The sequence below is a fragment of the Planctomycetia bacterium genome, from assembly GCA_021413845.1.
In the GTDB taxonomy this organism is placed as follows: Bacteria; Planctomycetota; Planctomycetia; order Pirellulales; family PNKZ01; genus PNKZ01.
Map to the genome: position 1 here is coordinate 113,869 of JAIOPP010000094.1, position 13,251 is coordinate 127,119.

A 13,251-nucleotide genomic window follows, 5' to 3' on the forward strand; every position below is an offset into this window, starting at 1 on the left:
CTTAAGCAGCTATGTCGCACACCGCCGGCAACACCTATTTCGAAAACCAGGTTCAAACGGCGTCGCCGCAAAAGCTGCACTGGATGCTCGTCGACGCGGCGTTGCGCGACGCCCGGCGTGCGGAAGAGTCTCTGTTGAAGAACTCTCCCATTCAAGCCAGCGCGGATCTCGCTCATGCCGAAGCGATCATCGCCGAGATTCTGTGTGCCATGCGCCGCGATTTGGCGCCGGAGCTGGTGGACAAGTGCCAAGCCATTTACGGCTTCATCTTGCGATCGCTCTCCGATGCGCATCTGAAAGACGATCTCGGAGCGCTGCAAGGGGCCATTCGCGTGCTGGCGGTCGAACACGAAACCTGGCGCATGGCGGTAGAAAACGCCGCCGCTAAAAAGCCGAGCAGCGCGCCGGCGCCCCATCTTGCTTTCGATTCGAGTGCCGTCTCCAGCGGCTTCTCGTTCGAGGCCTAGTCGCGAAAGCGTTCGGTCACGCTTCGTTGATCGCGCTGAAATCAATTGGCGCTGAAATCCGGCGGCCAACGCAAGCCGCGGCTAGACCCCCCGGCTTTTCCTTTGCCGGTCGGCTGTTCCGCCATCAGCTTCAAGAGCATCTCGCAGCGTCGATCGACGTTCGCTTCTCGCAGCAGCAGCTCTTTCGTTTCGATCGGGAGTTGCATCGTGTAGGAAATCAAATCGGTCAGCATCCCGAGCGAGACGTCCGTACAGAGCAGTTCTTCGAGTTGCTGATGCACCTCGGGCATGTTCGGCAGCAAGCGGCGAAATTGCTCGAGCAGCCGATGCTGAGCCGCGGGGCGTTCCGAGGCGAACTCGGCCGGATAAGCGTCGTCGAGCAGTTCCACGTCGGCTTCGCGAAACATCTTCTCCGGGGGCAGCTCGCGAACGATCCGCACGCGCCGCAAGCCGGCCAGCAGGATGTTGTATCGATCGCCCTCGACGCGCTGATGCGTAAGCACCCGGCCGAGGCATGCCGTCTGTCGGAGCTTCGGTCGGCCTTCGTAATGCTTCTCCCACCCGGGAGATAAAACCGCCATCGCAATGAGCCGGTCGTCTTCGAGGGCTTCTTCGAGCAAGGCCCGATAGCGGGGCTCGAAGATGTGCAACGGTTGCAAGACGTGCGGGAACATCACCAAGTTCGGCAACGGAAACAGCCTCACCTTTCCGGCGAAGGTTTCGGCGTGAAACGACATGGCGTCGTCGGACATGGTGGCTCGTCGCCTCGGATACGATCGTCGGTCTAAGAGGCTTCTTCCGTTTCGGCTACGACTGGCGGCGGATCGAGATGAATCTCGGGAATCAGCTCGGGATCGATCTCGACTTTCGGAAACTCTTCGGTGCTCGCCACGATGGGAGCGAAGCAAGTCTTCAACTGAGTAACGAATTTATCGACATCGAGCCCCAGGTAAGTTGGGCGATACGGTTCGAGATACCCGCAACTTCCGTAAAAAACCTTCTTAGCGCCGCGGATGTTACCGTTGCCGAAGTGATGCAACGCCACGGCTGCTTGAATCAAGCCCTGATAGAACTTGCGCGACGCTCCGAACTCTTCCTGCCAGATTTCTTCCCAGGCTTCGTGGCTTTCGAAGAAATCGCAGGCGTTGAACAGCTCGATCCCTTGTAGATAGAGCGGGTTGTATTCTGCGCCATCCATAGATGCGGTCCCGACGTCCCGTGATTTGGCATGCTCGGCCGAGTCTTGCGGCGGCCGACTTGCGATCGGGAGAAAAAGGGGTTCCACGATCGTCCTCGAATCGAACCTAACACGTTACGGCGACATGGTCAAACACGTCCGTCGCGATCCTGCGCCATGAATCGCAATTCTTGACAGCCTTCCCCCTTCACGGAGAATGACGGCGTTCCGCAACCGACCACGACCCTGCACTCCTTCTACCGCACAGGATCTTGGATGGCCGTCACTGCCGCCGCCAAACAGAAAGCGATGGCTGTAGCCTCGAGCCTGGCGGCATTGTATCCCGAAGCGCATTGCGCTTTGAATTTCCATAGCCCGCTGCAACTGCTCGTGGCGACGATCCTCTCCGCCCAATGCACCGATGTGCGGGTGAATATCGTGACGCGTGATCTGTTTCGCCGCTATCGCACGGCGCAAGACTTCGCCGACGCTCCCCTCGCAGATCTCGAACAGGCCGTGCGCACGACCGGCTTCTTTCGCAACAAAGCGAAGAACATCAAAGCCTGCTGTTGCGAATTGGTCGAGCGCTACGGCGGCGAGGTGCCGCAAGACTTGGCGGCGCTGGTCGTTCTCGCCGGCGTCGGGCGCAAGACCGCCAATGTCGTGCTGGGAACGGCCTTCGGAATTCCTTCCGGAGTCGTCGTCGATACGCACGTCACCCGTCTCACGCATCGCCTCGGGCTCACGAAGCAAACCGATGCCGTGAAGATCGAGAAAGACCTGATGCAGAAGTTGCCGCCGGAAGAATGGATTGATTTCAGCCACCGGTTGATCTGGCACGGACGCCTTGTCTGCCAATCGCGTAAGCCTCGTTGCGAAGCATGCGTGCTGGCCGAGATTTGCCCGAAGATCGGGGTCGCTAAGCCGGTATTGAAGGTGTCGAAGAGCAAGCCGAAGCAGTCGGTAAAGCAGAGGAGTCCGCAGTCGAAGCGAGCCGCCGAAGCGCGAGCGTCGGTCCGTAACGCCGAACAGTCACCAGGAAGATTCCGATGATCCTTTCAGGTCTTGAGATTCGTAAGCAACTGGGAACGAAGATCGTCATCGAGCCGTACGATGAACGGAATCTGAACCCCAACAGCTACAACATGACGTTGCACGACGAACTGATGACCTACGAGGAGGTCGTGCTCGATATGCGCAAGGCCAATCGTGTGCGCCGGCTAACGATTCCCGCCGAGGGCTTGGTGCTGAGCCCGCATCAGTTGTACTTGGGGCGCACGATCGAGCGGACGGAGACGTACGACTTGGTGCCGATGATCGAAGGGCGCTCGTCGATCGGCCGGCTCGGGTTGTTCGTGCATGTCACCGCGGGCTTCGGCGACGTCGGTTTTCGCGGCTTTTGGACGTTGGAAATGTTCGCCGTGCAACCGGTGCGGATCTATCCCGGCGTGCCGATCTGCCAGATCTTCTACCACCAGATCGTCGGCGAGTATGCGAACTACGTCAGCGACAAGTATCAGAACAACCACGACATTCAACCGAGCTTGCTCTTCAAAGAGCTGAACCCGGAGTGCGAAGAAGACCCGCAACTCAAGCTCGATTTCGGCATCGAGCGCTCGCACGCTTGATGCAGTGGTCGGTGGTCAGATAGAAATCGTGACCGAGACGCATCCTAGTGCCGCTTGCGGTTTCGCGAGCCACCCAACACCGCCGCGACGAACTACATCACCGCGAAGTAGTTTTCCACTGCGAAGTCGAACGTCGCCGGCGACATCACGGTCGGCGTCCGCTCGAAGAGGCACAGGTTCTTGATCTGCAGCAGCAGATCGCGCGGTTGGCAGCAGCGGAACGGTCGCTTGACACGTTTGTAGTGCTTCTCGACGAGATAGTCGACCGCCGACTCGACGTACTCGAAGCCGAGCTTCTCGGCCATGAGCGCCATCAGGTCGCGGAACTCTTGCTCCGTCGGATCTTGTACTTCGATCTTGTAAGGGATACGTCGCAAGAACGCGTCGTCGACGAGTTGTTTCGGTTCGAGATTCGTCGAGAAGATGATGAGCTGATCGAAGGGAACCTGAATCTTCTTGCCGTTCGGCAAATTCAAGAAGTCGTAGCGCTTTTCCAGCGGCACGATCCAGCGATTCAACAACTCGTCGGTGCTCATCCGTTGCCGGCCGAAGTCGTCGATGACGAGCGTGCCGCAGTTGCTCTTAAGTTGCAGCGGGGCTTCGCTGATGCCGGTCGAGCGGTTGAGCGTCACTTCCAACGAGTCCATCGTCAGCTCACCGCCGGCGATGATCGTCGGGCGTTGAATGCGGATCCAGCGACGATCGACGTTGATGTTGTTGATCAATCCGTCGCCTCGATCGAGTGGCGCCGATTGATGGTTGCTCGGGTCGAAGAGTCGGATGATTTCGCCGTCGATACTGATCGAGCGCGGAATCCAGATCGTGTCGCCGAAGGCGCGCGTGATGCGTTCGGCGATGCTCGTCTTGCCGTTACCCGGAGCGCCGAAGAGGAACAGCCCGCGCCCGGAGTTGATCGCCGGCCCGAGCCGTCGGAGCATCTTGTCGTTCACCTTCAAGTCGGAGAACGCGCGGCTCAAGTCTTCGCAGGAAGGTTGTCGCTTCGTCAACGATTGCAGCCCGACGCTGGCGACATAATCGCGCAGGCTCACCGGAGCCGAACCGTAATAGGTGCAATGTTCGGTTAGTCTCTTGGCCTTCTCACGGCCCATGTCCGTGAGTTGGTATTGATAGTCGCCGGCGACCGCGGAGTTTCGATAGATGACGAGTTGATCGGACTTCAATTGGAAAAGCATCTCGTCGACCATCTTGAACGAGAGCTTCATCTGGTCTGCGACCTGCCGTCCCGAGGCCGATCCGCACGACAGCAAATACTTAAGCGCGATATTCTCCGCTTCGGCTTCGTTCAGCATTGCCTCGCGAAACGTCTCGGGCTCGCGCGGAACGAACAGATCAACCTCTTCCGTCGAGGGCACGGTTGCGGCGTCGGCAGACTTCGCTCCGGTTGAAGCAGGCGTTGCGCCGGCGGTCGGGCCGGTCTGCTTCGCAGCCGTGTCGACCGCGGCGGGAGATGCTGTGGCCGAACCGTTCGTCTTGGCCGCCAGGGCCTTGATGCGGCCGAGCAATTCATCGAGTCGGACGTCGGTCGTAGGCGCAGGAGTTGCGCCTCCCGCCGAAGCATTTCCGCCCGAAGATGGTTGCGTTACTGGCATAGGAAGTCATGGACCGGAAGCAGGAACTCGGCGCGGCATGCGTCGAGGCATGCGCGTTCGATGTGGCGCGACCTCCCCGTTCGGGTTTAGACCCTCGGAAATGTCAGTTCACGCAGAAAACGTACGTCGCCGGGCGAAGCGGTCAAATTCGCGATATCGGGTCGGGCTGCTTCGGCGTCGGTTTGATGGTCGCAGAAAGACCGATTGTGCGATCTTTACGGCCTGTAACGACACGGAGCGACGTCAATCCGAATCTTGCGGAATCCGCGGCTTTTTATACCTGAGCCGCTTAAGCATTCTTCATTCGTCGGTGCATGGAATAACGGGGCTCCATCCATTAGAATCTGCGTGCCGCGGCAAGCGATTGCCAAGTCCTTGTCGTTCGGCGAACGGGATTGAGATCACACCCGCGCAGTACCTCCCGGCACGTCGCCTGTTGCCCAGCGCAAGGCGGCGTTTCCCTTCGGCTCAGCAGTAAAGGACCGTTTGCATGTCGTCTTCGGCTCGTCCTCGCGATCCCTTCGGTGCCCGCGATACATTCTCACTTTCCAGCGGCCCGGTCGGTATTTATCGTCTTTCGAAGCTGGAGCAACTCGGCCTTTGCAAATTGTCGACGCTGCCGTATTCGATTCGCATTCTGCTCGAAGCCGTGTTGCGCAACTGCGACGGCTACCAAGTCACCGAAGACGATGTACGCGGCATGGCCTCGTGGAAGGCCGAAAAGACGACCGAAACGGAAATTCCGTTTAAGTGTGCGCGCGTCGTGTTGCAAGACTTCACCGGCGTCCCTTGCGTGGTCGATTTGGCCCACATGCGCAGCGCGATGGACCGGCTCGGCGGCGACCCGAACAAGATCAATCCGTTGATTCCGGTCGATCTCGTGGTCGACCATTCGGTGCAGGTCGATCGTTTCGCGACGGACGCCTCGCTCGAAGAAAACGAAGAGCTCGAATTCGAGCGCAACGGCGAACGCGACGAATTCCTCCGCTGGGGCCAAAAGGCGCTCGACAACTTCCGCGTCGTCCCGCCGGGGCTCGGCATCGTCCACCAAATCAATTTGGAGTACTTAGCCAAATGCGTCTTCGTGCGCGACGACGGGCTCGGCCCTTGCGCGCTGCCCGACACCCTCGTCGGCACCGATAGCCACACGACCATGATCAACGGTCTCGGTGTGCTCGGCTGGGGGGTCGGCGGGATCGAGGCCGAAGCGGCCATGCTCGGTCAACCGATGTACATGCTCTTGCCCGACGTCATCGGCGTCGAGCTCTCCGGCGAATTGCCGGCCGGCACCACGGCGACCGACCTAGTGCTTACCGTGACGCAGATGCTTCGCAAAGAAGGGGTCGTCGGGAAGTTCGTCGAGTTTTGCGGCCCCGGCGTAACGAAGATGAAGCTCGCCGACCGCGCGACGATCGCCAACATGGCTCCGGAATATGGCGCCACGATGGGCTTCTTCCCGATCGACGACGAGACGCTGAGCTTCCTCCGCCGCACCGGTCGCACCGCCGCCGAGGTCGAGCTGGTCGAGCGCTACATGAAGGAGCAAGGTCTGTTCCGTACCGATGCGACGCCGATTCCCTCGTTCACGAAGCTGCTCAAGATGGATCTCTCGACGGTCGAGCCGAGCCTCGCGGGCCCGAAGCGGCCGCAAGATCGGGTGGCGCTCAAGAACGTGAAGAGCGAGTTCGCCGCATCCCTTAAGGCTTCGGTCGATAAGCGAGGCTTCGCGCTCGACGATGCCGCACTTAAGCGGATCGGCAACGTCGTCGACAACGGCCACTCGGCCGAAATCACGCACGGAGCGGTTGTGATCGCCGCGATCACGAGCTGCACGAACACCAGCAATCCGTCCGTGATGCTCGGGGCCGGCCTCTTGGCTCGCAACGCCGTTGCCAAAGGCTTGAAGGTAAAGCCTTACGTGAAGACGAGCCTCGCTCCCGGCTCGCGCGTCGTCGCCGATTACCTCGAGCGGGCCGACGTGATGAACGACCTCCGCGCGCTCGGTTTCAACATCGTCGGCTACGGCTGCACGACCTGTATCGGCAATAGCGGGCCGCTGCCCGATGCCGTCGCCAAGGCGGTGGTCGATAGCAACTTGGTTGCCTCGGCTGTGATCAGCGGCAACCGCAATTTCGAAGGGCGTGTCAATCCGCACGTCAAGGCAAACTATCTCGCCAGCCCGCCGCTCGTCGTGGCGTACGCTCTGGCGGGCTCGACCGATATCGATCTGACGACCGAGCCGCTCGGCATCGGCAACGACGGCAAGGCGGTCTACTTGAGAGACATTTGGCCGACCGCCGCCGAGGTAAGCGAAGTCGTCGAGCGCTGCGTCGTGCCCGAGATGTTCCGAACTCGCTATTCCGACGTCTTCAACGCCAACCCTCGTTGGAACGCGATCAAGATCACCGAAAGCGATCTCTTTGCCTGGAACGAAGCGAGCACCTATGTCCAAGAGCCGCCGTTCTTGATCGACCTCCCGAAAGAAGCCTCGCCGATTAAAGCGATCCACAGCGCTCGGGTCTTGGCCGTCCTCGGCGATTCCGTGACGACGGACCATATCTCGCCGGCCGGCAACATCGCGAAGAATAGCCCCGCGGGGCGGTTCCTCATGGAGAAGGGGGTCCAACCGGTCGACTTCAATAGCTACGGCGCTCGCCGCGGCAACGACCGAGTCATGACGCGCGGCACCTTCGCCAACATTCGGATCCGCAACCACATGGTTCCCGGCGTCGAAGGAGGCGTGACGCGCTACCTTCCGGACGGCGAACAACTCTCGATCTACGACGCTGCGATGCGCTATAAGGCCCAGTCGGTCCCGCTCGTGATCCTAGCGGGGGCCGAATACGGCACCGGCAGCAGCCGCGATTGGGCCGCTAAGGGAACCTACCTGCTCGGCGTTCGCGCCGTGATCGCGACGAGCTTCGAGCGCATTCATCGGAGCAACCTCGTCGGCATGGGAATTCTGCCGCTCGAATTCACCGGCGGCCACACCTGGCAAACGCTCGGCCTGACGGGGGAGGAAATCTTCGACTTCGCCGGTCTCGACGACAACCTTCAACCGCGGAGCATCCTCAAGGTCCACGCGACCACTCCGGCCGGCAAGGCGATCGAGTTCGAAGCCCGCGTGCGGATCGATTCGCAAGTCGAACGCGACTATTATCGCAACGGCGGCATCCTCCAAACCGTGCTCCGCAAGCTCTTACTGGAATCGTAAAGAGCCACGAAGCTCGCCTCGGAGGCGCTATCGCGCCGCCGAGCGAGTGCCCGGTGCGAGGTTACGAATCGACGAAGCCGCTTCGGCCGGGCGTGGCATCGCAGCGACGTTCCGAATCCGAGCGATCTTCGCCGTTTTGCGGCCGATGACCGTCGTCGAATAGTTCCATTCCTCGAACGTCCGTCGCCAACGGGCCGCGATCTCGCGGCGCACCGGTTCGGAGAGCGGTGCGTGGTTCCCCTTCTCGTACGTTCCCAGGCTCGCGATGTAACGTTCCACGGCCGGCCGCGCCTCGCTGAAGTCGGGGAGGTCGAGCTCTTCGTAGATCCGGCCGAGTTGGCCGGTCGGGTCGCTCTCCAAGTCGTCGTAGGCGACCTCGGCAAAACAACCGGCGGGAATCAACTTCTTCTGCTCGAAGTAGGCCTCGTACATTTTCCCGTACATCGAAAGAATTCTTTCGTGGTCGTCGTATTCGCGCTGCTGCATGCTGAAATACTGTCGCGAATTCGACTGCAGATGCTTCGTCGAACGATACACCGAGAACGGGTGGCGATGAATATGGACGAACTTCGCATCCGGGAAGAGCTCCAGCAACATGCGGATTCGCGCCGTGTGCGGAGGGGATTTAAACACCATCCGTTTGCCGTATTTGTACGTCACCTTCCGAGCGAACAGCATCATCGCCTCGGCCCACAGCCGCCGTTCCGCTGCCGGGGCGTCGTCGAGGGTAACGTAGCGATCGTAACGCTCGGCGTGCTCCGGAAATGCCCAACTCAGGTAGGGGGAGAGTCCCGTCATGATCGCCAGTGCGAACTCGTCTTCGTACGGCGCTTCCGCCTTGAAGGGGATGTTGTCGAGTTCGAACCGCGTGCTGGGAATCATCCGGCCGAAGGTGTTGGAAACCAGCGCTCCCGACGTCAGAAACGTGTGCGGCGACATGGTGTCGAGGAACTGTGGGTAAGCGAATCGCTCGTCGACGGAGAACAAGTTTTGCAGATGAGTGGTGCCGCTGCGCCAATGCCCGAGCACGAAGATCGGCTTCTCGACCGACAATGCGCGAACCCGCTGCCCGACGAACGCTTCTTCCGTCAGCCGGCCCAGCGAGGTCGACAGCGACAGCGCCGTACTCACGCCGGCCTTGAGCCAAGACCGCGGCGCGACTCGAAACCGATTCGCTTCGAGTGCCGACAGCCAGGCGCCGAACGTCGCTCCCGAAAACATCCCGGGCCCGACATGCTTGAAGAAGCTTTCTCGCCAACCCATGATCGTTCCTAAGTCAATGGCAGCGTTTGGTTGATCGAAACCCGCTCACCGGTGGATCAGACGTAGTTGCGATCGCTGAAATCGGCTCTGTCGACTACTTCGACATTCACGATCAAGCGGTCGTTAAAGTTGATATAACTTTGCCCGTCGGCACCAAGGCCCTGTCGTTCGCGTCTAATGAAGTCTGACACACAATTCGCGAACCGCCTCGAACACGGCGACACGATAGTAAACGCAAACACCATGCCTAAAGCCGGCGCAATCTAAACGCCACGACTCTTTCTACGCACGAACCGGCATCGTCGGCATCGTGCGAAGGTTACGAAACGGAGAACTCGGTAATGCGCAAAGGGGCTGTCGCCGTGATCGTCGCCGACGGTCGGTTCCTCGTGATTCGTCGCGCGGCCGGCGTCGCCGCTCCCGGCAAACTTTGCTTCCCCGGCGGCGGTATCGAACTGGGCGAGACGGACGAGCAAGCCGTCGTGCGCGAGCTGCGCGAAGAATTGAACCTAACGGTCGAGCCGGTGAAGCTGCTCTGGCGCAGCGTGACCCCCTGGCAAGTCGAGCTTTCGTGGTGGGCCGTTCGTTGCGATCGTTTGGCGGATCTGCGCTTGAACGAAGCGGAAGTCGCCGAGGTCTTCTGGTTTGCGCCTGCCGACTTGGCCGCGCATCCGGACTTGCTGGCCGGCAACATGGAGTTCCTGCTGCGCCTCGCCGCCGCCGAGTTCACGCTGGATTAAACTTCGGCTTCCGTCGGATAACGCACAGCCCGCGGCTCGAACCAGCGGTAGATCGCCGGGACGACGAACAGCGTCAGCAGCGTCGACGTCACGAGCCCGCCGATCACGACCGTCGCCAGCGGCTGTTGCACTTCCGCCCCGGAGCTCGTCGCAAAGGCCATCGGGATGAACCCGAGCATCGCGACCAGCGCCGTCATGAGCACCGGGCGAATCCGAGCGATCGCCGCGTTGAACACCGCCTCGGCCTGCGGTTCGCCCCGGCGTCGATGTTCCAAGATCGACGTCAACAACACGACGCCGTTCAGCACCGCCACGCCGAAGAGGGCGATGAAGCCGACGCCGGCCGAGATCGAAAACGGCATCCCTCGCAGCCATAGCGCCGACACGCCGCCGGTCACCGCCATCGGCACGTTCAGAAAGATCAGGAGCGCCGCCTTCGAAGAATCGAACGTCAGATGCAACAGCGCAAAGATCAACAGCAGCGCGGCCGGCACGGCGATCATCAACCGCAGGCTGGCCTCTTGTAAGTTCTTGAATTGACCTCCCCAGGCGATCCGATAGCCGTCGGGAAGTTTCACTCCCGCCTCGACGGCTCGCTGCGCTTCCGCGACGAAGCCCGCGAGATCGCGCCCGCGGACGTTGGCTTGTACCAATATGCGGCGGCTGCCCCCGTCGCGGCTGATCTGCGCCGGCCCTTCCTCCAGCGTTAGGTCAGCCAGTTGTTCCAGCGGAATCTGCCTCCCCTGCGGGTCCGCGATCTTCAATTGTTTCAAGCCGTCGAGATCTTCCCGCCACTCAGGAGCTAGGCGAATTTGCAACGGGAAACGCTTTTGACCCTCGAAGACTTGGTCGACCGCATGCCCGCCGATGGCCGAGACCGCAGCGAGCACGTCGCTCGCATTGATTCCGTAGCGGGCCATGTCTTGCCGACGAATCTTCACCCGCAAGGTCGGTAAGCCGGCCGTATGTTCGACCTGCACGTCGGCCGCGCCCGGCACCTTGCCGACGACCTCGGCGATTTTGTCGGCCGTCGCTTTCAGCTTCGCTAAGTCGTCGCCGTAGAGGCTGATGCCGACATCGCTCCGCACGCCCGCCACGAGCTCTTGCACGCGCAGCTCGATCGGTTGCGTAAAGCTGAAGCTGTTGCTGTTCGGCAGCGCCTCCTTGAGCGCGGCTTCCATCTGCTCGACGAGAACCTCCTTCTTAATTGGCTCGGGCCATTCCGCCGTGGGCTTCAGCGTGATGAGCACGTCGGTGAGGTTGACCGTCATCGGATCGTTGGCGATCTCCGGCCGGCCGGTTTTCGAAACGACCGACGTCACCTGCGGGAAGCCCATCAGAACCTTTTCGAGCGTGGTCGTCATCTGCGTCGAGGCTTCCAGCGAGACGCTCGGCAGCCGGATCGCTTGGATCGCGAGCGAACCTTCATCGAGCCGGGGCACGAACACGGCCCCCAACTGCAACGCCGCGACGACGCTCAGCCCGAATATCACCAACGCAATCGCCACGACCTGGCCGGGATGTGCGATCGCCTTCGCAAGCAACGGCCGATAGAGGCGCTTCGCCCAGCGAATCAGAAACGTCTCTTTCTCTTTCACGTTCGAGCGTAAGAAGATCGAGCCTAAGACGGGCATCAGCGTGAGCGCCAGAATGAGCGACGTAAGCAGCGCGAAGATCACGGTGAACGCCATCGGCCGAAACATTTTTCCTTCGAGTCCGCGCAGCGAAAGAATCGGCAAATACACGATCATGATGATGCCGACGCCGAACACGACGGGCCTTGCCACTTCATGGCATGCCTCGCGAATCAAGCTCCGCGGCACGCGCTCGCCCGGATGTGCGTGCGAATGTTCCGCCGCCCGGCGCACGATGTTTTCGATCAACACGACCGAGCCGTCGACGATCAGCCCGAAGTCGATCGCGCCGAGGCTCATGAGGTTGCCCGAGAGTCCGGTCAGCACCATCCCGATGCACGCCCCGAGCATCGACAACGGCACGGCGAGCGCCACGATCAGCCCCGCGCGCACGCTGCCGAGCAACAGCAACAGCACGACGATCACCAACACGCCCCCTTCAATGAGGTTCTTCGTCACCGTCGCGATCGTGTGCCGCACGAGCTCCGTGCGATCGTAGAACGTGCTGATCTCGATCCCTTCGGGCAGCGTCTTTTCGATCTCGCGTTTCTTCTGCTCGACGCGGTCGACCACGGTCCGCGCGTTCTCTCCCATCAGCAGCATCACGATGCCGACGACCCCCTCTCCCCGGCCGTCGCGCGTCACGGCTCCTTGCCTGAGCATCGGAGCGAACCGCACTTCGCCGACGTCGCGCACGTAGATCGGTGTCCCGTCGGAGCGCTGGTCGAGCACGATGTCGGCGACGTCGGCCAGCGACTGGATCAAGCCTTCGCCGCGGATCACGCGCTGCTCTTGCTGATGGACCAAATAGCCGCCGCCGGCGTTGGAGTTGTTGTTCTTCAGCGCCTCGAATACGCGGCTGATCGACACGCCGTAGTTCAGCAACTTGTTCGGATCGAGCTGCACTTCGTACGTCTTCAATTGCCCGCCGAACGTATTGACCTCGATCACGCCCGGCACGCGCCGCAGCTCGTAGGCGATGTTCCAATCGAGAATCTCGCGCCGCTCCATGAGCGAGTGGTGGTAGCCCGGCTTCGAGCGGACCTCGAATTGATAAATCTCCCCGAGCCCCGTCGAAATCGGACCCATCTCGGGCCGGCCCATGCCGTCGGGAATGTTGCCGCGCGCGATGAGCAGCCGTTCGCCTACCATTTGCCGAGCCCAATAGATATCGGTCCCCTCGGCGAACACGACTGTCACGGCCGACAAGCCGAACTGGCTCACCGAGCGCACTTCTTCGACGCGCGGCACGCCGCTCAACGCCGTCTCGACGGGGAACGTGATGAACTGCTCGACCTCGAGCGGCCCGAGCGCCGGCGAGACCGTAAGAATCTGGACCTGCACGTTCGTCACGTCGGGCACGGCGTCGATCGGCAGATTCACGGTCGCCCACATGCCGACGGCGATCAGCAACAGCGTGTTGAGCGCGACGACGAAGCGATTGCGCAGAGCGAAGTTGATGAGGCTATTGATCATGGTGCGAGGTTTCAAGGTTCGAGGCGAAGAAGAAGATGCGGA

10 protein-coding genes are annotated in these 13,251 nt (G+C 61.1%); 5 read left to right on the plus strand and 5 right to left on the minus strand.

Features of this window, described 5'->3' with window-relative positions; translation table 11 throughout:
* The first annotated feature begins 11 nt into the window (after positions 1–11).
* A complete protein-coding gene (locus K8U03_17345) occupies positions 12–467 on the plus strand; it encodes a flagellar protein FliS (protein MCE9606657.1) in 456 nt (151 codons plus the stop codon).
* 41 nt (positions 468–508) lie between these two features.
* Here K8U03_17345 and K8U03_17350 read toward each other — a convergent pair whose 3' ends face one another.
* On the minus strand, positions 509–1,219 hold the full coding sequence (locus K8U03_17350; GenBank protein MCE9606658.1) for an LON peptidase substrate-binding domain-containing protein: 711 nt from the start codon (positions 1,217–1,219) through the stop codon (positions 509–511).
* 32 nt (positions 1,220–1,251) lie between these two features.
* Positions 1,252–1,665, minus strand: a complete 414-nt coding sequence (locus K8U03_17355) for a DUF309 domain-containing protein (protein MCE9606659.1) — start codon at positions 1,663–1,665, stop codon at positions 1,252–1,254.
* Positions 1,666–1,920: 255 nt separating this feature from the next.
* Here K8U03_17355 and nth point away from each other — a divergent pair, with 255 nt between their 5' ends.
* Together nth and dcd are read left to right on the plus strand one after the other, a co-directional pair.
* Positions 1,921–2,697: an endonuclease III gene (nth, locus tag K8U03_17360; GenBank protein ID MCE9606660.1), complete on the plus strand. Its 777-nt coding sequence runs from the start codon at positions 1,921–1,923 to the stop codon at positions 2,695–2,697.
* On the plus strand, positions 2,694–3,272 hold the full coding sequence (gene dcd / locus K8U03_17365; GenBank protein MCE9606661.1) for a dCTP deaminase: 579 nt from the start codon (positions 2,694–2,696) through the stop codon (positions 3,270–3,272). The genes nth and dcd overlap by 4 nt, the downstream gene beginning before the upstream one ends.
* A 92-nt stretch (positions 3,273–3,364) precedes the next feature.
* On the opposite strand, the gene K8U03_17370 is transcribed toward dcd, so the two are convergent.
* Complete coding sequence (locus K8U03_17370; protein MCE9606662.1) at positions 3,365–4,882, minus strand: AAA family ATPase; 1,518 nt, start codon at positions 4,880–4,882, stop codon at positions 3,365–3,367.
* A gap of 490 nt (positions 4,883–5,372) precedes the next feature.
* On the opposite strand from K8U03_17370, the gene acnA reads away from it, so the two are divergent.
* A complete protein-coding gene (gene acnA / locus K8U03_17375) occupies positions 5,373–8,096 on the plus strand; it encodes an aconitate hydratase AcnA (GenBank protein MCE9606663.1) in 2,724 nt (907 codons plus the stop codon).
* A gap of 27 nt (positions 8,097–8,123) precedes the next feature.
* On the opposite strand, the gene K8U03_17380 is transcribed toward acnA, so the two are convergent.
* Positions 8,124–9,359, minus strand: coding sequence for a sulfotransferase (locus K8U03_17380; protein MCE9606664.1), 1,236 nt, complete (start codon positions 9,357–9,359; stop codon positions 8,124–8,126).
* A gap of 341 nt (positions 9,360–9,700) precedes the next feature.
* Here K8U03_17380 and K8U03_17385 point away from each other — a divergent pair, with 341 nt between their 5' ends.
* Positions 9,701–10,099 carry an NUDIX domain-containing protein gene (locus K8U03_17385; protein MCE9606665.1) on the plus strand — a complete coding sequence of 133 codons (399 nt, stop codon included), beginning with the start codon at positions 9,701–9,703 and terminating at the stop codon, positions 10,097–10,099.
* Here the strand turns inward: K8U03_17385 and K8U03_17390 are convergent.
* Positions 10,096–13,209: a CusA/CzcA family heavy metal efflux RND transporter gene (locus tag K8U03_17390; protein MCE9606666.1), complete on the minus strand. Its 3,114-nt coding sequence runs from the start codon at positions 13,207–13,209 to the stop codon at positions 10,096–10,098. The genes K8U03_17385 and K8U03_17390 overlap by 4 nt on opposite strands.
* Positions 13,210–13,251 lie beyond the last annotated feature (42 nt).

Excerpts from the sequence above, each read along its gene's own strand:
- K8U03_17345 (MCE9606657.1), top strand. The coding sequence starts at position 12 with ATGTCGCACACCGCCGGCAACACCTATTTCGAAAACCAGGTTCAAACG.
- K8U03_17350 (MCE9606658.1), bottom strand. The coding sequence starts at position 1,219 with ATGTCCGACGACGCCATGTCGTTTCACGCCGAAACCTTCGCCGGAAAG.
- K8U03_17355 (MCE9606659.1), bottom strand. The coding sequence starts at position 1,665 with ATGGATGGCGCAGAATACAACCCGCTCTATCTACAAGGGATCGAGCTG.
- nth (MCE9606660.1), top strand. The coding sequence starts at position 1,921 with ATGGCCGTCACTGCCGCCGCCAAACAGAAAGCGATGGCTGTAGCCTCG.
- dcd (MCE9606661.1), top strand. The coding sequence starts at position 2,694 with ATGATCCTTTCAGGTCTTGAGATTCGTAAGCAACTGGGAACGAAGATC.
- K8U03_17370 (MCE9606662.1), bottom strand. The coding sequence starts at position 4,882 with ATGCCAGTAACGCAACCATCTTCGGGCGGAAATGCTTCGGCGGGAGGC.
- acnA (MCE9606663.1), top strand. The coding sequence starts at position 5,373 with ATGTCGTCTTCGGCTCGTCCTCGCGATCCCTTCGGTGCCCGCGATACA.
- K8U03_17380 (MCE9606664.1), bottom strand. The coding sequence starts at position 9,359 with ATGGGTTGGCGAGAAAGCTTCTTCAAGCATGTCGGGCCCGGGATGTTT.
- K8U03_17385 (MCE9606665.1), top strand. The coding sequence starts at position 9,701 with ATGCGCAAAGGGGCTGTCGCCGTGATCGTCGCCGACGGTCGGTTCCTC.
- K8U03_17390 (MCE9606666.1), bottom strand. The coding sequence starts at position 13,209 with ATGATCAATAGCCTCATCAACTTCGCTCTGCGCAATCGCTTCGTCGTC.